This is a genomic window from Micromonospora sp. NPDC005237 (assembly GCF_040607775.1).
Classification (GTDB): domain Bacteria; phylum Actinomycetota; class Actinomycetes; order Mycobacteriales; family Micromonosporaceae; genus Micromonospora.
In genome coordinates, this window is sequence record NZ_JBEXHJ010000005.1 from 483,502 (window position 1) to 508,420 (window position 24,919).

The 24,919-nt window shown below is 71.9% G+C and carries 25 protein-coding genes; 20 read left to right on the forward strand and 5 right to left on the reverse strand.

The window, feature by feature from the left end; genetic code table 11:
• Nucleotides 1-175 precede the first annotated feature (175 nt).
• Nucleotides 176-1,012, reverse strand: a complete 837-nt coding sequence (locus ABZT87_RS17105) for a Crp/Fnr family transcriptional regulator (RefSeq protein ID WP_355136446.1) — start codon at nt 1,010-1,012, stop codon at nt 176-178.
• 224 nt (nt 1,013-1,236) lie between these two features.
• Between ABZT87_RS17105 and ABZT87_RS17110 the strand changes: the two genes are divergently transcribed.
• From ABZT87_RS17110 to argH, 11 genes are all read left to right on the forward strand, one after another.
• Nucleotides 1,237-2,055: a hypothetical protein gene (locus tag ABZT87_RS17110; protein WP_355136448.1), complete on the forward strand. Its 819-nt coding sequence runs from the start codon at nt 1,237-1,239 to the stop codon at nt 2,053-2,055.
• On the forward strand, nt 2,052-4,358 hold the full coding sequence (locus ABZT87_RS17115) for a HEAT repeat domain-containing protein (protein WP_355136450.1): 2,307 nt from the start codon (nt 2,052-2,054) through the stop codon (nt 4,356-4,358). The genes ABZT87_RS17110 and ABZT87_RS17115 overlap by 4 nt, the downstream gene beginning before the upstream one ends.
• Entirely contained in the window at nt 4,355-5,182 is an 828-nt protein-coding gene (locus tag ABZT87_RS17120; RefSeq protein WP_355136452.1) for a hypothetical protein, read from the forward strand. Before ABZT87_RS17115 ends, ABZT87_RS17120 begins: the two co-directional genes overlap by 4 nt.
• A 150-nt stretch (nt 5,183-5,332) precedes the next feature.
• Complete coding sequence (gene argC, locus ABZT87_RS17125) at nt 5,333-6,334, forward strand: N-acetyl-gamma-glutamyl-phosphate reductase (RefSeq protein WP_355136454.1); 1,002 nt, start codon at nt 5,333-5,335, stop codon at nt 6,332-6,334.
• On the forward strand, nt 6,331-7,503 hold the full coding sequence (gene argJ / locus ABZT87_RS17130; protein WP_355136456.1) for a bifunctional glutamate N-acetyltransferase/amino-acid acetyltransferase ArgJ: 1,173 nt from the start codon (nt 6,331-6,333) through the stop codon (nt 7,501-7,503). Before argC ends, argJ begins: the two co-directional genes overlap by 4 nt.
• Nucleotides 7,500-8,405, forward strand: coding sequence for an acetylglutamate kinase (gene argB, locus ABZT87_RS17135; RefSeq protein ID WP_355067113.1), 906 nt, complete (start codon nt 7,500-7,502; stop codon nt 8,403-8,405). The genes argJ and argB overlap by 4 nt, the downstream gene beginning before the upstream one ends.
• Complete coding sequence (locus ABZT87_RS17140) at nt 8,402-9,619, forward strand: acetylornithine transaminase (protein WP_355136458.1); 1,218 nt, start codon at nt 8,402-8,404, stop codon at nt 9,617-9,619. The genes argB and ABZT87_RS17140 overlap by 4 nt, the downstream gene beginning before the upstream one ends.
• Complete coding sequence (argF, locus tag ABZT87_RS17145; RefSeq protein WP_355067115.1) at nt 9,616-10,551, forward strand: ornithine carbamoyltransferase; 936 nt, start codon at nt 9,616-9,618, stop codon at nt 10,549-10,551. Before ABZT87_RS17140 ends, argF begins: the two co-directional genes overlap by 4 nt.
• On the forward strand, nt 10,548-11,072 hold the full coding sequence (locus tag ABZT87_RS17150) for an arginine repressor (protein ID WP_355136460.1): 525 nt from the start codon (nt 10,548-10,550) through the stop codon (nt 11,070-11,072). Before argF ends, ABZT87_RS17150 begins: the two co-directional genes overlap by 4 nt.
• The gene (locus ABZT87_RS17155; protein ID WP_355136462.1) at nt 11,069-12,271 is read left to right on the forward strand and encodes an argininosuccinate synthase; all 1,203 of its coding nucleotides are present in this window, start codon (nt 11,069-11,071) and stop codon (nt 12,269-12,271) included. Before ABZT87_RS17150 ends, ABZT87_RS17155 begins: the two co-directional genes overlap by 4 nt.
• Before the next feature lie 17 nt (nt 12,272-12,288).
• Nucleotides 12,289-13,752 (forward strand): argininosuccinate lyase, encoded by a 1,464-nt coding sequence (argH, locus tag ABZT87_RS17160; RefSeq protein WP_354857880.1) that lies wholly within the window; start codon nt 12,289-12,291, stop codon nt 13,750-13,752.
• 43 nt (nt 13,753-13,795) lie between these two features.
• On the opposite strand, the gene ABZT87_RS17165 is transcribed toward argH, so the two are convergent.
• Both ABZT87_RS17165 and ABZT87_RS17170 read right to left on the reverse strand, forming a co-directional pair.
• Entirely contained in the window at nt 13,796-14,149 is a 354-nt protein-coding gene (locus ABZT87_RS17165) for an MmcQ/YjbR family DNA-binding protein (RefSeq protein ID WP_354857859.1), read from the reverse strand.
• A gap of 115 nt (nt 14,150-14,264) precedes the next feature.
• Complete coding sequence (locus tag ABZT87_RS17170; protein ID WP_354857861.1) at nt 14,265-14,690, reverse strand: DNA-binding protein; 426 nt, start codon at nt 14,688-14,690, stop codon at nt 14,265-14,267.
• Nucleotides 14,691-14,783: 93 nt separating this feature from the next.
• On the opposite strand from ABZT87_RS17170, the gene ABZT87_RS17175 reads away from it, so the two are divergent.
• The 5 genes from ABZT87_RS17175 to ABZT87_RS17195 all read left to right on the forward strand — a co-directional run bounded on the left by ABZT87_RS17175 (nt 14,784) and on the right by ABZT87_RS17195 (nt 18,836).
• Nucleotides 14,784-15,425, forward strand: coding sequence for a DNA-3-methyladenine glycosylase (locus tag ABZT87_RS17175; RefSeq protein WP_355136464.1), 642 nt, complete (start codon nt 14,784-14,786; stop codon nt 15,423-15,425).
• Nucleotides 15,426-15,514: 89 nt separating this feature from the next.
• On the forward strand, nt 15,515-16,600 hold the full coding sequence (locus tag ABZT87_RS17180; protein WP_354857865.1) for an exo-alpha-sialidase: 1,086 nt from the start codon (nt 15,515-15,517) through the stop codon (nt 16,598-16,600).
• Nucleotides 16,601-16,876 (forward strand): ubiquitin-like small modifier protein 1, encoded by a 276-nt coding sequence (locus ABZT87_RS17185; protein WP_007458463.1) that lies wholly within the window; start codon nt 16,601-16,603, stop codon nt 16,874-16,876.
• A gap of 122 nt (nt 16,877-16,998) precedes the next feature.
• Nucleotides 16,999-18,141 (forward strand): LLM class flavin-dependent oxidoreductase, encoded by a 1,143-nt coding sequence (locus ABZT87_RS17190; RefSeq protein WP_355136466.1) that lies wholly within the window; start codon nt 16,999-17,001, stop codon nt 18,139-18,141.
• Nucleotides 18,138-18,836: an FMN reductase gene (locus ABZT87_RS17195; protein ID WP_355136468.1), complete on the forward strand. Its 699-nt coding sequence runs from the start codon at nt 18,138-18,140 to the stop codon at nt 18,834-18,836. Before ABZT87_RS17190 ends, ABZT87_RS17195 begins: the two co-directional genes overlap by 4 nt.
• On the opposite strand, the gene ABZT87_RS17200 is transcribed toward ABZT87_RS17195, so the two are convergent.
• Nucleotides 18,766-19,653, reverse strand: coding sequence for a universal stress protein (locus tag ABZT87_RS17200; RefSeq protein ID WP_355136508.1), 888 nt, complete (start codon nt 19,651-19,653; stop codon nt 18,766-18,768). The two genes, ABZT87_RS17195 and ABZT87_RS17200, sit on opposite strands and share 71 nt — an antisense overlap.
• Before the next feature lie 127 nt (nt 19,654-19,780).
• Here ABZT87_RS17200 and ABZT87_RS17205 point away from each other — a divergent pair, with 127 nt between their 5' ends.
• The 3 genes from ABZT87_RS17205 to ABZT87_RS17215 all read left to right on the forward strand — a co-directional run bounded on the left by ABZT87_RS17205 (nt 19,781) and on the right by ABZT87_RS17215 (nt 22,401).
• Nucleotides 19,781-20,281, forward strand: coding sequence for a GNAT family N-acetyltransferase (locus tag ABZT87_RS17205; RefSeq protein WP_355136470.1), 501 nt, complete (start codon nt 19,781-19,783; stop codon nt 20,279-20,281).
• A gap of 9 nt (nt 20,282-20,290) precedes the next feature.
• The gene (locus ABZT87_RS17210) at nt 20,291-20,932 is read left to right on the forward strand and encodes a hypothetical protein (RefSeq protein WP_354857874.1); all 642 of its coding nucleotides are present in this window, start codon (nt 20,291-20,293) and stop codon (nt 20,930-20,932) included.
• Nucleotides 20,933-21,057: 125 nt separating this feature from the next.
• Nucleotides 21,058-22,401, forward strand: a complete 1,344-nt coding sequence (locus ABZT87_RS17215) for a hemolysin family protein (protein WP_354857877.1) — start codon at nt 21,058-21,060, stop codon at nt 22,399-22,401.
• A 60-nt stretch (nt 22,402-22,461) separates the two neighbouring features.
• On the opposite strand, the gene ABZT87_RS17220 is transcribed toward ABZT87_RS17215, so the two are convergent.
• Nucleotides 22,462-22,845: a PaaI family thioesterase gene (locus ABZT87_RS17220; RefSeq protein ID WP_354857884.1), complete on the reverse strand. Its 384-nt coding sequence runs from the start codon at nt 22,843-22,845 to the stop codon at nt 22,462-22,464.
• A 106-nt stretch (nt 22,846-22,951) separates the two neighbouring features.
• Here ABZT87_RS17220 and tyrS point away from each other — a divergent pair, with 106 nt between their 5' ends.
• Nucleotides 22,952-24,244 carry a tyrosine--tRNA ligase gene (gene tyrS / locus ABZT87_RS17225; protein WP_355136510.1) on the forward strand — a complete coding sequence of 431 codons (1,293 nt, stop codon included), beginning with the start codon at nt 22,952-22,954 and terminating at the stop codon, nt 24,242-24,244.
• Nucleotides 24,245-24,919 lie beyond the last annotated feature (675 nt).

Genomic DNA, 24,919 nt, shown 5'->3' on the forward strand with positions numbered 1-24,919 from the left:
ATTGAGTGGTCACTCAGTCGATTCGTTTTCGACAGACGTCGAACACATCGCCACGCAGGACACCGCATGTCGGTGGACGTGCGCGGCTCGCTGCGGGTCGCCGGTCGCTGGCGTACGAGCTGACGTTCCGCGCGCCGGACCGGACGCTTCACCCCACCGTGGCGGTGGGGGCTCGTCAGTCGTCGCTGGATTTCAGGTCACCGAGCTGACGCAGGCCCGGTAGGTCACGGACGGTGATCCGGCGGTAGTCGGTGTCGACCAACCCGTCCGACCGCAGTTCTCGCAGGACCTTCTGGATGGAGGTCTCGGAGGCGCCGCAGATGGTCGCCAGATCGGACTGCGTGAGCCGGACGTCGATGACGACGCCGTCCGGTCCCTGTCGACCGTGGCTGCGACAGAGGTCGGCGATCACTCGGGCCACCCGCAGTTTGACGGGGTACGACGTGAAGTCGATCCGCCGTCTGTTGGACCAGCGCAGCCGGTCGGACACCATCGCGGCGAGTTCGAGAGCGGCGTCCGGATATTCCTTGAGGAACCGCTTGAACCGGTCCGGCTGGATCACGCTGTACTTCGCCGGTCCGCAGGTCGTGACGGTGGCAGAGCGGGGCTCGTTGTTGAGTGCCGACATCTCGCCCACGAGATCACCCCCGACTCGGAGCGACAACAGGGCAGACCGGCCGTCCGGCAGCGTGACGGTGACTTTGGTGAGGCCCTCTTCCAGGAGCACGAGATGGGTTTCCCGGATGCCCTCGTGGATCACGATCTGCCCGGCGGGAACCTGACGACGAACGCCCAGTTGCAGGAGCGTCATCCGAACCGGCGGCGCGAGCCGTTGCAGAAAAGTGCCGTAGGGCCACCTGTCGCCGGCCAGTTCGCGTGTTCGTCGCACCCGCAGCCTCCTTCTCCAGGGACAGCCGCCAGAGCGTAGCCGTTGCTGTGCGGAGCGCGATGCCCCTGTTTCGGCCAGTGCTTCGATCAGCAGGCGGACGGCTGTCAGGGCCAGCACCGCCATCGGGGGCCATCCGAGGGTGAGCAACAGGTCAAGCGGATCCGTCCTCATGCGACAAGCGCACCGCGTGGGGGCGTCGGGGATTCCGCAGCAGGACGGGATGACCGGTTCTCGACTTCCTCCCGGGACACCGTAGTTCTACGGGATCCCGGCCCGCCCGTATCGGTTCGATGGCTCCTGCGGTGCTTGCCCGCGGGGCGAGCCGGACGACGAAGGGCGGAAGCCGGATGCAACATCCCGAGCGGCGGCTGTTGATCTCCGTGGATATGGAGCGGTACAGCAGACGCAGCAACCTCCAGCAGTACGAGGCACAGCGGCACTTTCGAGAGTTGCTGCACGAGGCCGCCGATGCTGTCGGTCTCGACCGGGTGGCCTGGACGACCCAGCAGGCGGGCGACGGTGAGCTGGCAGTCGTGCCGCGTGAGGTGTCCGAGTCCCGTGTCATCGGCAGGTTCGTTCCAGAACTGAACCGGCGGTTGCGCAACCACAACAGCAGCCGTCTCCCGGCTGCCCGGATCCGACTCAGGGTGGCGGTGCACCAGGGGTTGGTGCACCTCGACGGTGCGAACGGTTTCCCCGGCAACGCCGTGGTGTTCGTCTGTCGGCTGTGCGAGGCCGATCCGGTGAAGAAGGCGCTGGCCGCCTTCCCTGATGCCGGCGTCGCGCTCGTCGTCTCGACCGAGATCTTTCGTGACGTGGTCACCGAGTATCCGGAGGAGATGCGACCGGAGCGTTTCGTTCGGATCGAGGTGGCCCACCCGGACAAGGAATTTCACGAGTACGCCTGGCTCTGCGTGGTGGACGAGGACGTCAGCGTCGCCGCGATCGGCAACGTCTCATCGACCACCGAGGGCGGCCCTGGTCAGACGGCGGAGAGGTCGGAGAGCCCGGGTACGAGAGCGGCCACCAGCACGACGGATCACGGCGGGATCCGTACCGGCGACATCCGTGTCACGGGGCAGAACGCGATCGGCCAGGGCGCGACGGCGATCGGCTCGGTTGGCCGTGACGCGAACCTCGGCACGAGACGGGGTAAGTCCCGGTGATCGGCCAGCATCTCCCTGACACCGCCGGCTCTGGCCCGGACCTGGACGACCTCCGGCACGACGTGCCGGAGGATCCCGCCGACGAGAACCTGACCGGTGAGGCGGCCGATGGCGCGCTCGGTGTCTCGCCGGACGGACCATCCGCACCGAGTTCCGGCGACGGCGAGGGCACGACGGGCTCAACGGAGTCGCGCGTCGACTCGCCGGACGAGGAGGTGGTGGACGAACCCGAGGATCTCCTTGACCCTGCGGACGTGCTGAGCCGGCTGGCCGGTCTGCTGGGTGGCTCGCCGATCGACGTCGGCGATGTCCGGGTTCAGGGACAGAACGCCACCGGTCAGAACGCGGTCGCCATCGGCACGGTCAACGTCACCGCCGGACAAGCCGACGGCGTCGGTCGCGTGTGGTTCGAGACCCTCGTCGAGGCTCGCGTCCGCGAGCTCGCCAGCGGGTACGCGCCCGCGCCCAGTGACCAGAGGCTCGACCGTCATCTCGAGCGCGACCATCTGGCCTGTCTCTCCGGGGTGAGCGGGACTGGGCTGTTCACCTCGGCAATCCTGGCGGTAGCCCGCAGACACGGGTTCGACCGGGTCCGCGTGCTCGGGGTCGAGCACCTGGCTGATCTGCTCGGCGCGGAGGCGTCGCTGCCCGCCGGGTACGGCTACGTACTGAGACTGAGCGAGGTGGTGCTCCGGGCGGTCGACGGATTCACCCTCGTGGCCCTGGCCGCCAGGGCCACGACCGCGGACACGACGCTGGTCCTGGTCGGAGACTTCTCGCAGCGCAAGCGCGATCTCGTCGGTCACGTCGTGGAGCACGGCCCGGCCCCGGCGGCCGACGTGTTTCGGGCGCAACTTCGTCACCAGCTCGGTCGGCGCTGTGTCGCCTGGTGCGCCGGCACATGTGACGAACGGTGCGTGGACCGGTACGTGGATCTGGACTGCCTCGGGCATCCACTGCTGTCGGACTACCTGGCCGGCGAACCTCGGCCCGGCGACATCCTCGAGGTCGTCGCGACGATCGCCCGGACGACTCCCCGGGCTGGCGCCCTGACCGACCGGCTGGAGCAACTTCTGCCGCGACAACTCCGGGAGCGCGCGGTGGAGATCCTGGACGTCCAACGCGGTGCCGAGGAGTTCGGCGGGTTCGGCACCGAGGAGGTGCGTGCCTTCCGGCTCTCCTGCGCCGTACTCGCCGGACAGCCCGTGACCGAGATACACGAGGCGGCGCGACGCCTGGCCCGGCTGGACTTCGAAGGAGTGACACCGGGCGGGGGGCCCCTTCGCGGCTCGGCGATCGACGAACTGCTGGGGTCGACACTCGGCCAGACCGTGACCCGCCTGAGCGACGTGCGTGTGCCGGGCGGGTACCGGATCGACTTCTCGCCCGGCACCGAGCTGCTGAGGTCGGCGTTGTTGGAAGTCGCGTGGACCCAGTGGTGGTCGCCTCGGCAGTTCCTCGACTGGCTGGCAGACCTGATCCGAGGGGACGTCCCGGCGGTCCGACAAGCCGCAGCCGGGGCCATCGGTTGGTCCGCGACCCACGACGTGCAGGCGGCCCTCGACACGGTGGGGCAGTTGGCCCGGGAACGGCGCGCGGGAGTTCGGCAGGCGGCGGCGATCGTGCTGGTCGCCATGGCCATGCAGCCCGCGTTGCACCACCGGGTGCGGACCGAGATCAGTCGGTGGGCGGCCGGTACGGCAGCGCATCTACAGGACACCGTCGCGCGTGCGTACAGCCTCGGGCTCGCCCAACTCTGGCCGGAGGCGGCATTGGCTCAGTTGCGCCAGGTGGCGCAGGCCCGGATGCAGCGGTCGAACAACTCCGTCGTCAGAGGGTTGGTCGAGGTGTACCGCAACGGTCACGCGGCGAGTGTCGTGCCGGCGCTGGTGGACTGGACCACGTCCACGGACCCCGAGGTGCGACTCCACGCCGCCCGGACCCTGCGGGTGCTCGCGGACCGCTGGGCGGAACCGCCCAGGGAGCACTGGCCGGAGCTGCTGCACCTGGTGGACCAGCGAACGATCGAGCTGGCCGACCTGGCCATCCTCTGGGCGACGGCCCTCAGTCTGCCGAAGACGGCGTACCGATCGTGGCGAACCCTCGGCTTCTGGTTGGACCGGGCGGACCAGCAGCCAGCCGTCGCCAGCCACTGCCTCGACCTCGTGCGGCACGTGATCGCGGGACAACCTGCCCTGTGTCATCGCCTGGACCATCAGCTCCACCACGTGTGGCGTCCCGTGATGCCCCACAACGACCTGCTCGACGACGTACAACGACTGATCGATGAGGAGACGCGATGACCATGAACCCCGCGGGTGGTCCCGGCACCAGGCCACCCCTGCCCAGGCAGGTGCAACGCCGTCGTTGGTGGCATGCGCTCTTCCCGCCGGCCGAGCTTCCGCTTCCTCCGGCCCCGCCACTGCCAGTCGCCCCCGCCACGGTGACATTCCGGCAGGACATCCCGGCGCCGATCCTGGTGCCGGCGAAGGGGGACGCGTTCGACTTCCGCCTGCACGCCGTCTACAACTGGACGGCGCAAAACATGACGTACGAGGAGCTTCGGCTCCGCGCCGAGCGCTATCTGGGGTGGGCTGGCGGGATCGTCCGGGAGCGGGCGGTGGACCTGGCACGTGAACACGAGCCCCACCGTTCGCACGACCTTGAACGTGCGCTGAACAGCCTCCTCGGTGGCCAACGCTGGCCGCGCGAGGGTTCGCCGCACTTCGGTGTGCTCGTCCGCGTCAGCCCGGACGAGCGGGTCCGGGAGCGGCTGCGGCCGTACTGGGAGGATCGCATCAGGCTTGAGTGTGATCACGAGTTGCAGAAGATCAAGGCGGCCCAGGCGGATGAGCTGACTCGTCGCTGGTGCGCGGTGCTGCAGAATCTTGAGGACGATCCGGTCACCTCGCATGCCGCGCGGTTGACCGGTGAGCAGTTCGCCGAGGTGTTCCGTCGGTACGTGGAGGAACGGCGGGAGACCGTTCCCGATCTGGTGAAGCTCCTGCGTGAGGCGGTCCGGGGGCACGGTGATCTGGGTATGGGGCCGAGCGAGTACACGGAGGCATGGGATGCTGCCCTGCGGACGTACGAGCGACAGCACGGGTTGTCCGAGCGGGTGAACTGACGGTGGGTGTCCTCTGCGGGAGCCCTCCGGCAGAGGACACCTGACAACCGTAAAACAGGCTCACCCTCATCACCATGCAGTAGACTGTATGAACTTGCAGTCGCTGACCACGCTTGCTAATCTCCTCTGCATAGTCATGCGGAGGTGAGTATGGGGATCCGAGTCGCGGTCGCCGGAGCGAGCGGGTACGCCGGAGGCGAGCTGCTGCGCCTGGTCGCCGGGCACCCGGAGTTCGACCTGGTCGCCGCCACCGCGCACCGCCAGGCCGGGCACCGCGTCGACGTGGTGCACCCGCAGCTCACCGGGCTCGACCTGGTGCTCGGCGAGACCGACCCGTCGACCCTGGCCGACGCCGACCTGGTCTTCCTGGCGCTGCCGCACGGCGAGTCGGCGGCCCTGGCGGCCCAGCTCCCGCCCGAGGTGCGCATCGTCGACCTGGGCGCCGACCACCGGCTCGCCGACCCGTACGCCTGGGCGCAGTACTACGGCGGCACGCACGCCGGCCAGTGGACCTACGGGCTGCCCGAGCTGCCCGGCCAGCGGGAGCTGATCGCCGGCTCGACCCGGGTGGCGAACACCGGCTGCTATGCCGCCGCGATCACCCTGGCGCTCGCGCCGCTGCTCGCCGACGGGGCTGCCAGCCCCGCCGACGTCGTGGTGGTCGCCGCCTCGGGCACCTCCGGCGCGGGCCGCGCGGCGAAGCCGCACCTGCTGGCCAGCGAGGTGCAGGGGGACCTGTCGCCGTACCGGGTCGGCACCCACCAGCACGTGCCCGAGATCAAGCAGGCGACCGGGGCGACCGGCCTGTCCTTCACGCCGGTCCTCGCGCCGATGCCGCGCGGCATCCTGGCCACGGTCACCGCCGTACCGGCGCGCGGCGTCGACCCGCAGCAGGTGCTGGCGCAGGCGTACGCGAACGCGCCGTTCGTGCACGTGCTGGCGGAGGGGCGCTGGCCGCACACCGCCGCCACCCTGGGTTCCAACTCGTGCCACCTGCAGGCCACCGTCGACGTCGACTCGGGTCGGCTGATCGTGCTCAGCGCCCTGGACAACCTCGGCAAGGGCGCGGCCGGTCAGGCCGTGCAGAACGCCAACCTGATGTTCGGCCTGCCGGAGACGACGGGCCTGTCGATCTGGGGAGTCGCACCATGAGCGTCACCGCCCCTCGGGGTTTCCGGGCGGCCGGGGTGGCCGCCGGTCTGAAGACCAGTGGTGGCGCCGACGTCGCCCTGGTGGTCAACGACGGCCCGGACGCCGGTGTCGCCGGTGTCTTCACCACCAACCGGGTCAAGGCCGCGCCGGTGCGCTGGAGCCAGCAGGTCGTGCAGGGCGGTGTCGTCCGGGCGGTCGTGCTCAACTCCGGTGGCGCCAACGCCTGCACCGGCCCGGCCGGCTTCCAGGACACCCACGCCACTGCCGAGCACACCGCCGCCGCGTTGAGCGCGGTCAGCCCGCGGCTGCTCCTCGGCGCCGGCGAGGTGGCGGTCTGCTCCACCGGCCTGATCGGTGAGCGACTGCCGATGTCGAAGCTGCTGCCCGGGGTCCGTACGGCCATCCGGCGTCTGTCGCGCGACGGCGGTCCGGCCGCCGCCGAGGCGATCATGACCACCGACACCCGGCCGAAGACCACTGTCGCGCGCGGCAGCGGTTGGACGGTCGGCGGGATGGCCAAGGGCGCCGGGATGCTCGCGCCGGGCATGGCCACCATGCTGTGCGTGCTCACCACCGACGCGGTGGCCGGGCCGGCTCTGCTGGATGAGGCGCTGCGCGCGGCCACCCGGGTGACCTTCGACCGGGTCGACTCCGACGGCTGCATGTCCACCAACGACACCGTGCTGCTGCTGTCGAGCGGCGCGAGCGGCATCGAGCCGACCCTGGACGAGCTGGCCGCCGCGGTCACCACGGCCTGTCACGACCTGGCACAGCAGCTCATCGCCGACGCCGAGGGCGCGACCAAGCAGGTCGCCATCGACGTGGTCGGCGCCGCCGACGAGGACGACGCCGTCGAGGTGGGCCGCTCGGTGGCCCGCAACAACCTGGTCAAGACGGCGTTGTTCGGCAACGACCCGAACTGGGGCCGGATCCTCGCGGCGGTCGGCACGACGGCCGCCGCCTTCGAGCCGGACGAGGTGGACGTCGCCGTCAACGGGGTGTGGGTGTGCCGGGGCGGCGCTGCCGCCGAGGACCGCTCGAAGGTCGACCTCACCGGCCGGGACGTGACGATCCGGATCGACCTGCACGCCGGCGACGCGGTGGCGACGATCTGGACCAACGACCTGTCCCACGCGTACGTGCACGAGAACTCGGCGTACTCGACATGAGTCTCAGCGGCGATCTCACCCGCGCCCAGGTCAAGGCGGAGACGCTGATCGAGGCCCTGCCCTGGCTGGCGCGTTTCTCCGGCTCCACAGTGGTGGTCAAGTACGGCGGCAACGCCATGACCGAGCCGGCGCTGCAACGGGCGTTCGCTGCCGACATGGTGTTCCTGCGGTACGCCGGTCTGAAGCCCGTCGTGGTGCACGGCGGCGGCCCGCAGATCTCGGCCATGCTGGGCCGGCTCGGCATCGCCAGCGAGTTCCGGGGCGGCCTGCGGGTGACGACCGCCGAGGCGATGGACGTGGTCCGGATGGTGCTGGTCGGGCAGGTGGGCCGGGAGCTGGTCGGGCTGATCAACTCGCACGGTCCGTTCGCCGTCGGGCTCTCCGGCGAGGACGCCCGGCTGTTCACCGCAGTGCGCCGCCCCGCGTACGTGGACGGGCTGCCGGTCGACGTCGGCCAGGTCGGCGACGTCGAGTCGGTGGATGTGTCGGCGGTGACCGACCTCATCGACGCCGGTCGGATCCCGGTGATCTCCACTGTCGCGCCGGACGCCGACGGGGTCCTGCACAACCTCAACGCGGACACCGCCGCCGCCGCCCTCGCCGTCGCGTTGCGGGCCCGCAAGTTGGTCGTGCTCACCGACGTGGCCGGCCTGTACGCGGACTGGCCGGACACCACCAGCCTGATCTCCGAGATCACCGCGGACGACCTGGCGAAGCTGCTGCCCGGTCTCGAGTCGGGGATGGTGCCCAAGATGGAGGCCTGCCTGCGGGCGGTGCGCGGGGGAGTGCCCGCCGCGCACGTCGTCGACGGCCGGGTGGCGCACTCCACGCTGCTGGAGGTCTTCACCTCGGAGGGGTTCGGAACGATGGTGGTCCTTCAGGACGGGATGGTCGGGGCATGAGCAGCCTGCTGCAACGCTGGACGCAGTCCATGATGGACAACTACGGCACGCCGCCGCTGGCGCTGGTCTCCGGCGCGGGGGCAGTGGTGGTCGACGACGCGGGTCGGGAATACCTGGACCTGGTCGGCGGGATCGCTGTCAACGCCCTCGGTCACGCTTACCCGGCGGTGGTGGCCGCGGTGTCCAAGCAGGTCGCGACGCTCGGGCACGTCTCCAACCTCTACGTCGCCGAGCCGCCGGTCGCCCTCGCGGAGCTGCTGCTGGCGCTCGCCGGCCGGCCCGGCCGGGTCTTCTTCGCCAACTCCGGAGCGGAGGCGAACGAGGCCGCGTTCAAGCTGTCCCGGCGCACCGGGCGCAGTCACGTGGTCGCCACCAACGGCGCCTTTCACGGTCGCACCATGGGCGCCCTCGCGCTGACCGGCCAGCCCGCCAAGGCCGACCCGTTCCGGCCGCTGCCCGGCGAGGTGACCCACGTCGACTTCGGCGACGTCGCCGCCCTCGAGGCGGCGGTCACCGACGCCACCGCCATGGTCATCCTGGAGCCCATCCAGGGCGAGAACGGCGTGGTCGTCCCGCCGGCCGGTTACCTGGCGGCGGCGCGGCGGATCACCGACCGGCACGGCGCGCTGCTGGTGCTCGACGAGGTGCAGACCGGCATCGGCCGCACCGGGCACTGGTTCGCCCACCAGGCCGAGGGTGTGGAGCCCGATGTGGTGACCCTGGCCAAGGGGTTGGGTGGCGGGCTGCCGCTCGGCGCGACGCTGGCCTTCGGCCGTGCCGCCGACCTGCTCACCCCCGGCTCGCACGGCACCACCTTCGGCGGCAACCCGGTGAGCTGCGCCGCCGCGCTCGCCGTGGTGGCCACGATCGCCAACGAGGGGCTGCTCGACCACGTCAAGCGCGTCGGCGAACGGCTGCGCCGGGGCGTCGAGGCGCTGGGCCACCCGCTGATCGACGGCGTACGCGGGGCCGGGCTGCTGCTCGGCGTGACCCTCACCGCGCCGGTGGCGCCGGTGCTCGCCGAGACGCTGCGAGACGCCGGCTTCCTGGTCAACGCGGTGCAGCCGGGCGTACTCCGGCTCGCCCCGCCGCTGATCCTCACCGCCGCCCAGGTCGACGCCTTCCTCGCCGCGCTCCCGGCGGCTCTGGACGCGACGGCCGCTGGAACCGACCGGACGCCGACCACCACCACGACGACGGGGACGACCGCATGATCCGGCACTTTCTGCGCGACGACGACCTCTCGCCCGCCGAGCAGTCCAGCGTGCTCGACCTGGCGGCGCGGATGAAGGCCGACCGCTTCGGCCACCAGCCGCTGGCCGGCCCCCGCTCGGTGGCGGTGCTCTTCGACAAGCAGAGCCTGCGCACCCGGATCTCGTTCGACGCCGGCATCGCCGAGCTGGGCGGGCACCCCTTGGTCGTGGACACCCAGGTCACCCACTTCGGTCGGGGCGAGACGCTCGCGGACGCCGGCCGGGTGCTGTCGCGCTACGTCGCGGCCATCGTCCTGCGCACCCACGGCGACGACCGGATCGCCGAGGTGGCGAGCGGCGCGAGCGTCCCGGTGATCAACGCGCTCACCGACGGTTTCCACCCCTGCCAGCTGCTGGCCGACCTGCTCACCATCCGGGAGCGCTGCGGCGGCACGGCCGGCCGCACCCTCACCTACGTGGGCGACGGCGCCAACAACATGGCGCAGTCGTACCTGCTGGCCGGGGCGACGGCCGGGATGCACGTGCGGATCGCCGGCCCGGCCGGGTTCGCGCCGGCCGCGGCGGTGGTGCGGCAGGCCGCCGAGATCGCCGCCGGCACGGGCGGGTCGGTACGGGTGCTGACCGACCCGGCCCAGGCGGTCCGCGACGCCGACGTACTGGCCACCGACACGTGGACGTCGATGGGGCAGGAGGCCGACGGACTGGACCGGGTCACCCCGTTCCTGCCGTACCAGGTCAACAAGGAGCTGCTCGGCCAGGCCGCACCGGACGCGATCGTGCTGCACTGCCTGCCCGCCCACCGCGGCGAGGAGATCACCGACGAGGTGCTCGACGGCCCGCAGAGCGCGGTCTTCGACCAGGCGGAGAACCGGCTGCACGCCCAGAAGGCGCTGCTGACGTTCCTGCTCGCGGCGTCCGGGACGACGCGATGAGCGCCCCGCTGACCCGCGCCGCCCGGCACGCCCGGATCGTGGAGCTGATCCGGGACCGGCCCGTGCGGTCGCAGACCGAACTGGCCGACCTGCTCGCCGCCGACGGCGTCGGGGTCACCCAGGCCACCCTCTCGCGGGACCTGGAGGAGTTGGGCGCGGTCAAGGTACGCGGCGGCGACGGCCCGGCCGTCTACCTGATCCCCGAGGACGGCCAGCGCCCGCTGCGCGACGCCGAGGCGGCGCCGGCCCGGCTGGTGCGGTTGCTGCGGGAACTGCTCAACGGGGTGGACGCCAGCGGCAACATCGCCGTGCTGCGCACCCCGCCGGGCGCAGCACAGTACCTGGCCAGCGCGTTGGACCGGGCGGGCCTGCCCGAGATCGTCGGCACCATCGCCGGCGACGACACCATCCTCGTCGTGGCCCGCGAGGCCGTCGGCGAGGCCGTCGGCGGGGCCGCGCTCGGTGACAAGCTCGCCGGCTGGGCCCGCCGGGACGACACCGTTGAAGGGACCACGTCATGACCGAGCGGGTCGTCCTCGCGTACTCCGGGGGTTTGGACACCTCCGTGGCGATTCCCTACCTGGCCGAGCAGACCGGCGCCGAGGTGATCGCGGTGGCGGTCGACGTCGGGCAGGGCGGGGAGGACCTCGACGCCATCCGGCAACGCGCCCTGGACTGCGGCGCCGCCGAGTCCGAGGTCGTCGACGCGCGCGACGAGTTCGCCGCCGACTACTGCGTGCCGGCCATCCGGGCGAACGCCCTCTACATGGACCGTTACCCGCTGGTGTCGGCGCTGTCCCGGCCGCTGATCGTCAAGCACCTGGTGGCGGCGGCGCGCAAGCACGGCGGGACGATCGTCTCGCACGGCTGCACCGGCAAGGGCAACGACCAGGTCCGGTTCGAGGTGGGCCTGGGCGCGCTCGCCCCCGAGCTGAAGATCATCGCCCCGGCCCGCGACTTCGCCTGGACCCGGGACAAGGCGATCGCGTTCGCCGAGGAGAAGGGGCTGCCGATCGACGTGTCGGCGAAGTCCCCGTACTCGATCGACCAGAACCTGTGGGGCCGCGCCGTGGAGACGGGCTTCCTGGAGGACATCTGGAACGCCCCGATCGAGGACCTCTACTCGTACACCGACGACCCGGCGGAGCCCCGCGACGCCGACGAGATCGTGATCACCTTCGACGGCGGCGTGCCGGTGGCGATCGACGGCGAGACCGTCACCCCGTACCAGGCGATCCTGGAGCTGAACCGGCGCGCGGGCGCCCAGGGCGTGGGCCGGCTCGACATGGTCGAGGACCGCCTCGTGGGCATCAAGAGCCGTGAGGTGTACGAGGCCCCCGGCGCGATCGCGCTGATCACCGCCCACCAGGAGTTGGAGGCGGTGACCGTCGAGCGGGACCTGGCCCGGTTCAAGAAGAGCGTGGACCAGCGCTGGGGTGAGCTGGTCTACGACGGCCTGTGGTTCTCGCCGTTGAAGGACTCGCTTGACGCGTTCATCGACGACGCGCAGCGGCAGGTGAGCGGCGAGGTGCGGATGACCCTGCACGGCGGCCGGGCCACCGTCACCGGCCGGCGCTCCGAGGAGAGCCTCTACGACTTCGGACTGGCCACCTACGACACCGGCGACACCTTCGACCAGTCCCTCGCGAAGGGCTTCGTGCAGCTGTGGGGCCTTCCGAGTCGGATGGCCGCGGCCCGCGACGCCCGGCTGGGTGGCTGACGACCATGGGGACCACAATGGGCGGCGTGGACGACAAGAGCCTCACCGAGAACAGCGCCGGCACCAACCGGACGAGCCTGTGGGGTGGCCGGTTCGCCGGCGGCCCCGCGGAGGCGCTCGCCCGACTGTCGGTGAGCGTGCAGTTCGACTGGCGCCTGGCCCCGTACGACATCGCTGGTTCCCGGGCGCACGCCCGGGTCCTCGCCGGCGCCGGCCTGCTCGACCCGGAGGAGCTGGGCCGGATCCTGGCGGCCCTGGACGACCTGGAGGCGGCCTGTGCCTCGGGGGCGTTCCGGCCCACCGTCGACGACGAGGACGTGCACACCGCGCTGGAGCGGGGCCTGTTGGAGCGCCTGGGCAGCCTCGGCGGCAAGCTGCGCGCCGGCCGGTCGCGCAACGACCAGGTCGCCACCGACCTGCGGCTCTACCTGCGTGACCACGCGCGGGGGGTGGCCAGCCGCCTCGTCGAGCTGGCCGAGGCCCTCACCGAGCAGGCCGAACGGCACATCGGCACCGCCGCGCCCGGCATGACCCACCTCCAGCACGCCCAGCCGGTCACCTTCGGGCACTGGCTGCTCGCCCACGTGCAGCCGCTGCTGCGCGACCTGGAGCGGCTGCGCGACTGGGACCACCGGGCGGCGATCAGCCCGCTCGGCGCGGGCGCGCTCGCCGGGTCCGGGCTTCCGTTGGACCCGGTGGCCGTGGCCAAGGAGCTGGGCTTCCGGACGTCGTTTGCCAACTCGATGGACGCGGTCGCCGACCGGGACTTCGTGGCCGAGTTCCTCTTCACCACCGCGCTGATCGGGGTGCACCTGTCCCGCCTCGGTGAGGAGGTGGTGCTCTGGACCTCACACGAGTTCGGCTGGGTGGAGCTGGACGACGCATTCGCGACCGGTTCGTCGATCATGCCGCAGAAGAAGAACGCGGACATCGCCGAGCTGGCCCGGGGCAAGTCCGGGCGGCTGGTCGGCGGCCTGATGACGGTGCTGACCATGCTCAAGGGCCTGCCGATGACGTACGACCGGGACATGCAGGAGGACAAGGAGCCCGCGTTCGACGCGGTCGACACCCTGGAGCTGCTGCTGCCGGCCCTGGCGGGAATGATCTCCACGATGACGGTCCGGGTGGACCGCCTCGTCGCCGCTGCCCCGGTCGGCTTCTCGCTGGCCACCGAGGTCGCCGACTGGCTGGTCCGGCGCAACGTGCCGTTCCGCGACGCGCACGAGATCACCGGTCGGCTGGTGGCGCTCTGTGCGGCCCGGGAGTGTGAGCTGGAGGACGTCTCCGACGCCGACCTGGCCGCGGTCAGCGAACACCTCGACCCGTCGGTGCGCGACGTGCTCTCGGTGCGGTCGGCCCTCGCGGCCCGGACCACCCCCGGCTCGACCGGCCCCGGCCCGGTCGCCGACCAGCTCGCCGCCGCCGCGGACCGGCTGGCCGGCTGGCGGGACTGGGCCACCGAGCGGGTCGTACCCCGCTGACCTCGCCGTGGCGTCGGCGCGAGCCGCCGGCGCCACTGTCGGTTCAGGCCGTCGGGCGCTCCCGCTTGGGGAGCTTGGCCACCACCATGTCGTACGACGCGTCGACCGCCTCGGTCAGCTCGTCGCCGTCGATCCCGCCGTCGAGGCGCAGGGTGTTCCAGCCGGACCGGCCGATGTAGGCCATCGGGCGAGCGTCGTCGGGGTGGCGGCGCAGCCACTCGTCGGCGATCTCCCGGGTCTGGCCGCACTTGATGCCGACCGTGGGCCTTCCGTCGCCGTTGCCGAGGAACGCGAAGATCCGGCTGCCCACCTTCACCACCTCGTCGCCCTCCCACGGCCGGTCCAGCCACGCTCCCGGCTTCGCCAGGCAGTACGTCAGCATCTCCGCGCGTTCCATGGGTGCCTCCTCGTCGTGCGCACAGTCTGCCCGCCCCGGCCGCCGCCGCGGGGGTGCCCGGCCGATCCGCCCGCCCGGTCGTCTGGGGTCAGCCGGTCGCGTCGTGTCCGGTGGCTCAGGCGATCTGCTCGGCCGAGCGGGCGGCGACCCGCTCGTAGCGCTGCCGGGCCGCCTGCGCGCTGCCCAGCCCCAGCCCGTACGCGATGGACTGCCAGGTCAGCCCCCGGTCGCGGGCCAGCGTCAGCAGCCCCGCCTCCAGGGCGTCCAGCTCGGCGCGCACGTGCGGCAGCAGGGTCAGCGCGGCGGTGAGGTCGGCGGCGTCCACCGGTTCCTCGGTGGGCTCCCGCTCGGCGCCGCCGGCGGCGAGGGCGGTGACCAGAGCCACCGCCTCCCACGGGTCCAGCACGTACGGGTGGGCCCAGCGTCCCCGTCGGGCATCGGAGCCGGCGTGGCGTTCGCTGATCCGTTGCAGCGCCTCGTGGGTGCGGTGGGCGCGGGCCCGGGCTGGGTCGGGCGCGGTGAACAGCTCCTCGGTGGTCATGCTCCGAGCACACCCCATCAACGTGACCTTGTCAACAGATTGTTGAAGCGCGGCGACGGGGTGATCAGATTGCCGCTGGGTACCGTTCGGGTCATGGAGCTCGCGCCGGACGACCGCAGCACCGACGCCGACCGGGGGGCGCTGGCCGGCCTGCTCGCCGGTCCACTGCTGCCGGCCGCGCGGGGCCTGCTGGGCTGCCGGCTGTCCGCCGGCGGGGTCACCGTCCGGATCACCGAGGTCGAGGCGTACGCCGGCACGGCCGGTGACCCGGCCTCGCACGCCCACCGGGGCCGCACCGCGCGCAACGTGGTGATGTTCGGCCCCGCCGGGCACGCCTACGTCTACTTCACCTACGGGATGCACTGGTGCATGAACGTGGTCACCGGGGTCGAGGGGGAGGCCGCCGCCGTGCTGCTGCGCGCCGGTGCGGTGGTCGAGGGCCTGGACACCGCGCGGGCTCGCCGGCCGACGGTACGGCGGGACGTGGACCTGGCCCGCGGGCCGGCCCGGCTCTGCGCCACGCTCAGCATCGACCGCGCGGTGTACGGCGCGTACCTGCTCGGCGACGGTCCGGTCCGGTTGCGTCCGCCGGTTCGGCCGGTGCCGGACGAGACGGTGGTGGCGGGGCCCCGGGTCGGCGTGACCGGCGCGCACGATCTGCCCTGGCGGTTCTGGCTCGACGGCGATCCGACGGTCAGCGCGTACCGGCGACACGTGCCCCGCGTCCGGCGCTGAGCGCGGCTTCCGGCGTGTGGCCGGCGGGATCTGTCGGGGGGTGTGGCCATAATCACCCCACCTGCCCACCGACGGCTCGGAGGACGTCCATGCCAACGCTGCTCGCGATCGGCACCGCGAAGGGGTTGTTCCTCGCCACCAGCACCGATGACCGGCGCACCTGGGAGGTCAGCGGCCCGCACCACCCGGGGACGAGCGTCTACGCGGTCGCGCTCGACACCCGCCGGGCCACCCCGCGGCTGCTCGCCGGGGTGACCAGCTCGCACTTCGGGCCCAGCGTCGCGACCAGCGACGACCTCGGCGCGTCCTGGGACGAGCCCGACCACGCGCCGGTCGCGTTCCCGGCCGACACCGGCGCGACCCTGGGGCGGGTCTGGCAGCTGATGCCGGGCGGCGCCGACGAGCCGGACGTGGTCTGGGCCGGCACCGAGCCGTCGGCGCTGTTCCGCTCCACCGACGGTGGCCGCAGCTTCGAGCTGGTCCGCGCCCTCTGGGACCACCCGCACCGCCCGCACTGGCAGGCCGGGTTCGGTGGCCAGGCCGTGCACACCGTGCTGCCCCACCCGCGCGACCCGGCCCGGGTGCTGGTCGCCATGTCCACCGGTGGCGTCTACCGCTCGCAGGACGCCGGGGCGAGCTGGGCCCCGGGCAACGTGGGCATCCGCGCCGCCGGCCTGGCCGACGAGTGGCCGGAGTTCGGCCAGTGCGTGCACAAGGTCGCGCGGGACGCCGGCAACCCCGAGCGGCTGTACGCGCAGAACCACTTCGGCGTCTACCGCTCCGACGACGACGGCCGCACCTGGTCGTCGATCGCCGACGGGCTGCCCAGCGACTTCGGCTTCCCGATGGTGTCGCACCCCGGGCGGCCCGGGATGGTGTGGACGTTCCCGCTGGTGGCCGACGTCGAGCGGTTCCCCACCGACCACCGCTGCCGGGTGTTCCGCTCCGCCGACGCCGGCGCCAAGTGGGAGCCGCTGTCGGTGGGCCTGCCCGAGGGCCCGTTCTATCCGGCGGTGCTGCGCGACGCGATGTGCGCGGACGACGCCACACCTGGCGGCGTCTACTTCGGCACCCGCTCGGGCGAGGTCTACGCCAGCCGGGACGAGGGCGACTCCTGGTCGCAGGTGGCCGCGCACCTGCCCGACGTGCTGTGCGTCCGGGCGGCGGTGGTCTGAGTGGTCACCGTGCTGTTGCCCGGCCCGCTGCGCGGCGAGGCCGGCGGCGCCAGCCGGCTCAGTGTCGACGCGGGCGGCACGCTGGGGGCGGTCCTCGACGAGCTCGCCGCCGATCATCCCCGGCTGGCTCGGCGGATCCGCGACGAGCGCGGCGAGCTGCGCCGCTACGTCAACGTCTACGTCGACGGGGAGGACTGCCGGCACTCCGGCGGGCTGGCCACACCGGTCGGCGAGGGCGCCCAGGTGCAGGTGCTCCCCTCGGTCGCCGGGGGCTGATTCCCGCGGGTGACCGGCGCCACTGCCAGGTAGGCCGCCGACGGAATAGTTGACTCGTCAAATAAGTTGTGGGCTGCGTCCGGGTACCACGACGGCACCCGGTTGACACGCGAGGAGCTGTCATGCAGTTCGGAGTCTTCACCGTCGGTGACGTCACGGTCGATCCGACCACCGGTCGGGAGCCGACCGAGCATGAGCGGATCAAGGCGATGGTCGCCATCGCGCTGAAGGCCGAAGAGGTCGGGCTCGACGTCTTCGCCGCCGGTGAGCACCACAACCCGCCGTTCGTCCCCTCGTCCCCGACCACCATGCTCGGTCACATCGCGGCCCGCACCGACCGGCTGCTGCTGTCCACCGCGACCACGCTGATCACCACCAACGACCCGGTGAAGATCGCCGAGGACTACGCGATGCTCCAGCACCTGTCCGACGGCCGGGTGGACCTGATGATGGGCCGCGGCAACACCGGCCCGGTGTACCCGTGGTTCGGCAAGGACATCCGCGCCGGCATCCCCCTCGCGATCGAGAACTACGACCTGCTGCACCGGCTGTGGCGTGAGGACGTGGTCGACTGGAAGGGCAAGTACCGCACCCCGCTGCAGTCCTTCACCTCGACGCCGCGCCCGCTCGACGGTGTGCCGCCGTTCGTCTGGCACGGCTCGATCCGCAGCCCCGAGATCGCCGAGCAGGCCGCGTACTACGGCGACGGCTTCTTCGCCAACCACATCTTCTGGCCCAAGGAGCACACCCAGCGGATGGTCGAGCTCTACCGCCAGCGGTACGCGCACTACGGCCACGGCACCGCCGACCAGGCCATCGTCGGCCTCGGCGGCCAGGTGTTCATGCGGCGCAACTCGCAGGACGCGGTCCGGGAGTTCCGGCCGTACTTCGACAACGCCCCGGTCTACGGGCACGGGCCGTCACTGGAGGAGTTCACCCGGGAGACCCCGCTGACCGTGGGCAGCCCGCAGCAGGTCATCGACCGCACCCTCGGCTTCCGCGAGTACGTCGGCGACTACCAGCGGCAGCTGTTCCTGATGGACCACGCGGGCCTGCCGCTCAAGACGGTGCTGGAGCAGCTCGACCTGCTCGGCGAGGAGGTCGTGCCGGTGCTGCGCAAGGAGTTCGCCGCCCTGCGCCCGGCGCACGTGCCGGAGGCGCCCACCCACGCCTCGCTGGTCGCCGCGGCCGGTGGCGTGAAGGACAGCACCGTGCACGCCGTCGACGACGTGACGGGCAAGGCGCCGGAGGGGGCGACCCGATGACCCGCCGTACGCTCGCCGTCGTCTCGGCGGGGCTGAGCCAGCCCTCGTCCACCCGGCTGCTCGCCGACCAGCTCGCCGGGGCGACCCGCGACGAGCTGGTCCGGCGCGGCGCCGAGGTGGAGCTGCGGGTCGTCGACCTGCGCGAGTACGCCCACGACGTGGTCAACAACATGCTCACCGGGTTCCCGCCGGCCGGCCTGCGCGAGGCCATCGACGCGGTGACCGGGGCGGACGGCATCATCGCCGTGACGCCGATCTTCAACGCGTCGTACAACGGGCTGTTCAAGTCCTTCTTCGACGTGCTGGAGGCCGACTCGCTCGTCGACCGTCCGGTGCTCATCGGGGCCACCGGCGGCACCGCCCGGCACTCCCTCGCCCTGGAGCACGCTCTCCGCCCGATGTTCAGCTACCTGCGGGCGGTGGTGGTCCCCACCTCGGTCTTCGCCGCCCCGGAGGACTGGTCCGGTGGCACCGCCGACGGCGCCCTGCGCGGCCGCATCCGTCGCGCCGCCGGCGAGTTGGCCGACCAGGTCGAGCGCCGGCTGCCCGCCAGCGGCCCCGCCGACCCGTTCGCCCTCACCACCGACTTCCTGCAGATGCTCGGCGGGGGCGACGACGCGCCGGTCACCTCGGAGGGTCGTACGGATGCGCGACCAGCACCGGGCAGCGCGCGTGCTGAATCGCAGCCTGGCTGACCGAGCCGAGCAGCAGACCGGTGAAGCCGTGCCGGCCTCGGGTGCCCACGACCAGCAGCGACGCCGTGCCGCTGGCCTCGATGAGCCCCGGGGCCGCGCCGGCCGCCCGGACGGGGTGCTCCCGCACCACCAGATCGGGATGCCCGGTCCGGACAGCCGCGGACGCCTCGGCCAACAGCCGCACCGCCTCGGCCTGGTACGCGGCCTGCGCCTCTTCGACCTCGTCCGGCACCGGCCGGTCCCCGTCCAGCGGGCCGACGTGCACGAGCACCAGCGGGACGTCTCGTAGCGCCGCCTCGGTGGCGCCGTAGCCCACGGCCAGCCGGGACGACTCGGACCCGTCCACGCCGACCAGCACCGGCGCGTCCGCGTCGATCGGCTGCTCGTCCGGTCGGACCACCAGCACCGGGCAGTGCGCGTGCGCGGCCACCTGCGCGCCGACCGAACCGAGCAGCAGACCGGCGAACCCGCCCAGACCGCGGCTGCCCACCACGACGAGATCCGCCCGTCGGGACTCCTCGACCATCGTCGCGCCGGGGCCGCCGGCGACCTGACGGGCCTCGACGGCCAGGCCGGGCCACCGGTCGGCCAGGTCGGCAGCCGTCCGCTCCAGCATCTTCCGCGCCTGGTCGGTGGGCGCCGGCACCCCGAGGTCGTACGGGTTGAGGGGCACGCCGTAGCCGAGCGGGTGCAGGTAACCGTGCACCAGGAGCAGCGGCCGGGACCGGAGCAGGGCGGCGTGGGCCCCGTGCTCGGCGGCGACGAGGCTGGACGGCGATCCGTCCACACCCACGACGACAGGTCGGTCCATCGGCACCTCCAGGGTCGGTCGACCCATTGTCGGCGGCGCGGGGCCCGCGGTGACGCCGAACGCGCCGGTCGGCGGTCGGCCGTCGACGCGCCAGCGGCTCCGAACTGTCACCGGCGCTGCGTACCCTCGCCGGATGACCTCCGATGTGCGGCTGCGGCCGGTCCACGAGGACGACCTTGTGGAGTTCTTCCTGCACCAGCAGGACCCCGAGGCGAACCGGATGGCCGCGTTCGGCCCCAAGGACCCGTCCGACCACCGCGAGTTCGCCCGGCACTGGGCGCGGGTGCTCACCAACCCGGCGAACCGGGTCCGCACCATCGAGGCCGACGGCGAGGTGGTCGGTTACGTCAGCGCCTTCCCGGTCGACGACCAGACCGAGGTCAGCTACTGGATCGACCCGGCCCGCTGGGGCCGGGGCCACGCCACCGCGGCCCTCGCCGCCCTGCTGCGCGAGCTGCCCCGGCCGGTGCGCGCCCGCGCTGCCAAGGACAACGCCGCCTCCCTCGCGGTGCTGCGCAAGTGCGGGTTCGTCGTGGTCGGCGAGGATTCGGGGTACGCCAACGGGCGCGGGGCCGAGGTCGAGGAGTGGCTGCTGGAGCTGCCCGCCGACGCCCCTGACCTGGGCGGGCACTAGTCTCGCGGGGTGAACTGGTTGGATCTGGTCGGCTGGGCCGGCTCCGCGGTGCTGGTGTGGTCGCTGCTGCAGTCGCGCATCCTGCGGCTGCGCGCGCTCAACCTCGTCGGCTGCGTCGTGCTGATCGGCTACAACGCCGCCCTTGAGGTCTGGCCCATGGTCGGGCTCAACATCGTCCTCGCGGTGATCAACATCTGGTACCTGCGGGGGATGCTGGCGACCCGCCACGACGAGCAGACCTACCAGGTGGTGGAGGTCGGCGTCGGCGACCAGTTCCTGGCGCACACGCTGCGGATCCACGCGCCGGACATCGCCCGGTTCAACCCCGACTTCCACTGGGACCCGGCCGCCACCGACCGGTCGGCCTTCCTCGTGGTCACTGCTGACGAGGTGGTCGGGGTGGTGCTGTCGCACGCCGAGGCGCGCGGGGTCGCCCAGATCGACCTGGACTACGTGACCCCGAAGTTCCGCGACTTCACCCCCGGCGAGTTCGTCTACCGGCGCAGCCGCCTCTTCACCGAGCGGGGCTTCCACCGGGTGGTCAGCCCGCCCGGCATGGTCGCCCCCTACTACCACCGGCTCGGCTTCCGCCCCCAGGGCGACTCGTACGTGCTCGACCTGCCCGCGTCACCGGCGACCGATTCGGCGTAGCGTCGCCGGAGCAGGATTCGGCCGCGGCCGCACGGGGCACAGAAGCGCGTACGCCGGGCGGGCTAGCCGACCGGCGGGCGCCGTGCGTACGGCCGGTGCCACCACCGTGAGGGAGCGAACCGGGCGTGCAGAGCTACGGGAGCCAACTGGCCCTGGTCGGGATCCTGGTCGTCATCAACGCGCTCTTCGCCGGCAGTGAGATGGCGCTGGTGTCGCTGCGGGACAGCCAGATCCAGCGGTTGGAGCGCACCAGCCGGGCGGGACGGGTGCTGGCCCGGCTCGCCAAGGACCCGAACCGCTTCCTGGCCACCATCCAGATCGGCATCACCCTCGCCGGCTTCCTGGCCTCCGCCGCCGCGGCTGTCTCCCTGGCCAAGCCCCTCGTTCCGCTGCTCGGGGTGTTCGGGAGCGCCGCCGAGACGGTGGCGATCGTGGTGGTGACCCTCGCGCTGACCTTCGTCACCCTGGTCTTCGGCGAGCTGGCCCCCAAGCGGATCGCCATGCAGTCCGCCGAGCGGTGGGCGCTGCTGGTGGCCCGCCCGCTCGACCTGCTCGCCAGTCTCACCCGCCCGGCCGTCTGGGCCCTCGGCGCCACCAGCGACCTGGTCGTACGCCTGGTCGGGCTCAACCCGAAGCACCAGCCGGAGGAGATCGGCCCGGACGAGCTGCGCGACATCGTCGCCGGCAACCACGGCTTCACCAAGGAGCAGCGCACGATCATCGCGGGCGCCGTGGAGATCGCCGACCGGCGGTTGCGGGCTGTGCTCGTACCCCGGTTGCGGGTGTTCACGCTCGACAGCGGGACCACCGCGGAGGCCGCGCGGCTGGTGCTGGCCGCCACCGGGCACTCCCGGGCGCCGGTGGTGCGCCACGGCGGCCTGGACGACACCGCCGGTGTGATCCACCTGCGTGACCTGGTCGGCGTGCCCGACGACCGGCCGGTCGACGAGATCGCCCGCCCGCCGATGCTGCTGCCCGACTCGCTGCCGGTGGTGGACGCGCTGCGGCAGTTCAAGGCCGAGCGCCAGCACATCGCGCTGGTCGTGGACGAGCGCGGCGCCGTCGACGGCATCGTGACGCTGGAGGACATCCTGGAGGAGATCGTCGGGGAGATCTACGACGAGACCGACAGGGACGGCTACTCGGTGCGCCGCGAGCCGGACGGCGCGATGGTGCTGCCCGGCACCTTCCCGGTGCACGACCTCACGGACATCGGCGTCGAGCTGCCCTCGCGCCCGGCCGGCGACTACACCACCGTCGCCGGACTGGTGCTGGCCCGCCTCGGGCACATCCCCACCGTTGCCGGGGAGGACGTGAGCCTGGACGGCTGGGTGCTGACGGTGGCGGGCATCGACCACCGGGCCATCACCGAGGTACGTCTGAGCCAGGTCCCCGCCGAGGACGGCGACGACAACGATGACGACGCCGACCAGGCGATCGAGCCGGTGCTGGACGAGGCCCGCAACTGACCGTCCCCGGGTGAGCGGCCGCGCGACGCTGCCGCGGCCGGGCCCGTTCGAGCCCGACGGTCAGTCGCGGGAGAGGTTCTGCAGCCGGACCTGACCACGGGCGACCAGCCGCTCGTCGGCGTCGCTGATCTCCACCTGCCAGAGCTGCTGGCTGCGACCCCGGTGCACCGGAGTGCCGACCGCCCGCAGCTCGCCGTCGCGGACGGCCCGCAGGAAATCGGTCTGGTTCGACACCCCGACCACCGTGCCCCGGTCGGCCAGCCAGAGCGCCCCCCCGATGCTGGCCGCGGTCTCCACCACCGAGCAGTACACCCCGCCGTGCTGGATGCCGAACGGCTGGTGCAGCTCCGGGCGGACCTGCCAGCTGATGACCACCCGGTCGGCGGTGGCCTCCTCGAATTTCAGGCCGAGCAGGGCGACGAAACCACCCGTCAGATCCGGCATCTCCACGGCGAACCCCTCCTCGATCAACGGGGCGCAAGCCTAGCCGGAGCGGGTTGCGTCAAACCCGGTACGGGTCGGAGCCGGCGATGGGGGAGAATTGGTGACCGTGACCGACAGCAGCCTCCCGCCGCCCGGGCGGTACTCCCTGACCGACGACCTGCTCTGGCGTGGCCTGATCCAGGACTCGACCGGCCTCGACGAGCTGCGCGAGCTGCTCGACGGCGGGGAGGCCACCACCTATTACGTGGGCTTCGACCCCACCGCGCAGAGCCTGCACGTCGGCTCGCTCATGCAGGTCATCACGGCCCGCCGTCTGCAACTCGCGGGTCACCGCCCGTTGCTGCTGGTGGGCGGGGCGACCGGGCAGATCGGCGACCCGAAGGAGAGCGCCGAGCGGACGCTCAACCCGCCGGAGGTGATCGCCGGCTGGGTCGAGCGGATCCGCGAGCAGCTCGCGCCCTTCGTGTCGTACACGGGTGAGAACGCGGCGCAGCTGGTCAACAACCTCGACTGGACCGGCGAGATGTCGGTCGTCGAGTTCCTCCGCGACGTGGGCAAGCACTTCCCGGTCAACAAGATGCTCGCCCGGGAGGTGGTGCGCGCGCGGCTGGAGACGGGCATCAGCTTCACCGAGTTCAGCTACCAGCTGCTGCAGGCCAACGACTTCTTCGAGCTGCACCGCCGCTACGGCTGCCAACTACAGTTCGGTGGGTCCGACCAGTGGGGCAACATCACCGCCGGCGTCGACTACATCCGGCGTCGCGGTGCGGGGCCGGTCCAGGCGTTCACCACGCCGCTGGTCACCAAGGCCGACGGCACGAAGTTCGGCAAGACCGAGGGCGGCGCCGTCTGGCTCGACCCGACCTTGACCAGCCCGTACGCCTTCTACCAGTTCTGGCTCAACGTCGACGACCGAGAGGTCGACCGCTACCTGCGGTACTTCAGCTTCCGCCCCCGCGAAGAGCTGGAGGAGCTGGAGAAGGCGACGGCCGAGCGGCCGGCGGCCCGGCTGGCCCAGCGGGCGCTGGCCGAGGAGTTGACCACCCTGGTGCACGGCGCCGAGGAGACCCGGCAGGCGATCGCCGCCAGCCAGGCGCTGTTCGGGCGCGGTTCGCTTGACGATCTGGCCCCGGAGACGCTGCGCGCGGCGCTTACCGAGGCCGGTCTGGTGCGTATCCCTGGCGAGTTGCCGGACGTGGCGGGTCTCCTGCGGGACTCCGGGCTGGCGACGGGGCTCAAGGAGGCGCGGCGCGTGATCGCCGAGGGCGGCGCCTACCTGAACAACAACCGGGTGACCGAGGTGGACGCCACGGTGTCCAAGGACGACCTGCTGCACGGTCGGTACCTGGTGCTGCGTCGGGGAAAGCGGTCGTTCGCAGGCGTTGAGCTGGGCGAATAGTCGGTTGTCGACGATGTGACGGGGGACGCGTCCGGCAGATTTGACGATCATCGGGCCGGACGCGTAACTTTCTCTCTGCCAGCGCGGAACGGACGAAACAGGCGAAAGCCTGAAGCGGCCGGAGCGCGGCGACGACTTCGGGGTCAGGCGGGTTCGCCGGCCGGATCCCGCCGGGTGGTGCCCACGGAAAACGCCGCGAGGCGGATTTGGTGCGGCGGAACCGACCGGGTAAAGTAGCCAGCCGGCAGGGAAACGGGCGAGCAAGCGGGAAACCGCTGCGGCCGGCCTGCCACCACCGTGACGAGAGCGGCGCAGGCCGGTCGAGACATGGTGCCCGCAACACGGGTTGAAGCACGACGAACCGCGAAACACCGGTTTGACACGGCAGAAACCAGCGGGTAACGTAGTAAAAGTGCCTGGCGCTGGAAAGCGCCGAGCACCGGTACGAAAAGCCCCGGGATGGTGGCCCACTGGTTGGGTCTTCTGATCGGTGTGTGGTTGTTCTTTGAGAACTCAACAGGGTGCTTGTAAAGCCAGTGCCAATTATGATTTATACCCCGGATTGGTCGAGCCTTCGGGTTTGGCTGGTTGGGATTCCTTTGGCAACATTTGTTTGTTGCCGGGACAGCTGTTCCACAATTTTTTGTTGGAGAGTTTGATCCTGGCTCAGGACGA

Bases quoted from the DNA above. Each gene is read 5' to 3' on its own strand.
- ABZT87_RS17105 (WP_355136446.1), bottom strand. From the start codon at position 1,012: ATGGCGGTGCTGGCCCTGACAGCCGTCCGCCTGCTGATCGAAGCACTG.
- ABZT87_RS17110 (WP_355136448.1), top strand. From the start codon at position 1,237: ATGCAACATCCCGAGCGGCGGCTGTTGATCTCCGTGGATATGGAGCGG.
- ABZT87_RS17120 (WP_355136452.1), top strand. From the start codon at position 4,355: ATGACCATGAACCCCGCGGGTGGTCCCGGCACCAGGCCACCCCTGCCC.
- argC (WP_355136454.1), top strand. From the start codon at position 5,333: ATGGGGATCCGAGTCGCGGTCGCCGGAGCGAGCGGGTACGCCGGAGGC.
- argJ (WP_355136456.1), top strand. From the start codon at position 6,331: ATGAGCGTCACCGCCCCTCGGGGTTTCCGGGCGGCCGGGGTGGCCGCC.
- argB (WP_355067113.1), top strand. From the start codon at position 7,500: ATGAGTCTCAGCGGCGATCTCACCCGCGCCCAGGTCAAGGCGGAGACG.
- ABZT87_RS17140 (WP_355136458.1), top strand. From the start codon at position 8,402: ATGAGCAGCCTGCTGCAACGCTGGACGCAGTCCATGATGGACAACTAC.
- argF (WP_355067115.1), top strand. From the start codon at position 9,616: ATGATCCGGCACTTTCTGCGCGACGACGACCTCTCGCCCGCCGAGCAG.
- ABZT87_RS17150 (WP_355136460.1), top strand. From the start codon at position 10,548: ATGAGCGCCCCGCTGACCCGCGCCGCCCGGCACGCCCGGATCGTGGAG.
- ABZT87_RS17155 (WP_355136462.1), top strand. From the start codon at position 11,069: ATGACCGAGCGGGTCGTCCTCGCGTACTCCGGGGGTTTGGACACCTCC.
- argH (WP_354857880.1), top strand. From the start codon at position 12,289: ATGGGCGGCGTGGACGACAAGAGCCTCACCGAGAACAGCGCCGGCACC.
- ABZT87_RS17165 (WP_354857859.1), bottom strand. From the start codon at position 14,149: ATGGAACGCGCGGAGATGCTGACGTACTGCCTGGCGAAGCCGGGAGCG.
- ABZT87_RS17170 (WP_354857861.1), bottom strand. From the start codon at position 14,690: ATGACCACCGAGGAGCTGTTCACCGCGCCCGACCCAGCCCGGGCCCGC.
- ABZT87_RS17175 (WP_355136464.1), top strand. From the start codon at position 14,784: ATGGAGCTCGCGCCGGACGACCGCAGCACCGACGCCGACCGGGGGGCG.
- ABZT87_RS17180 (WP_354857865.1), top strand. From the start codon at position 15,515: ATGCCAACGCTGCTCGCGATCGGCACCGCGAAGGGGTTGTTCCTCGCC.
- ABZT87_RS17190 (WP_355136466.1), top strand. From the start codon at position 16,999: ATGCAGTTCGGAGTCTTCACCGTCGGTGACGTCACGGTCGATCCGACC.
- ABZT87_RS17195 (WP_355136468.1), top strand. From the start codon at position 18,138: ATGACCCGCCGTACGCTCGCCGTCGTCTCGGCGGGGCTGAGCCAGCCC.
- ABZT87_RS17205 (WP_355136470.1), top strand. From the start codon at position 19,781: ATGACCTCCGATGTGCGGCTGCGGCCGGTCCACGAGGACGACCTTGTG.
- ABZT87_RS17220 (WP_354857884.1), bottom strand. From the start codon at position 22,845: ATGCCGGATCTGACGGGTGGTTTCGTCGCCCTGCTCGGCCTGAAATTC.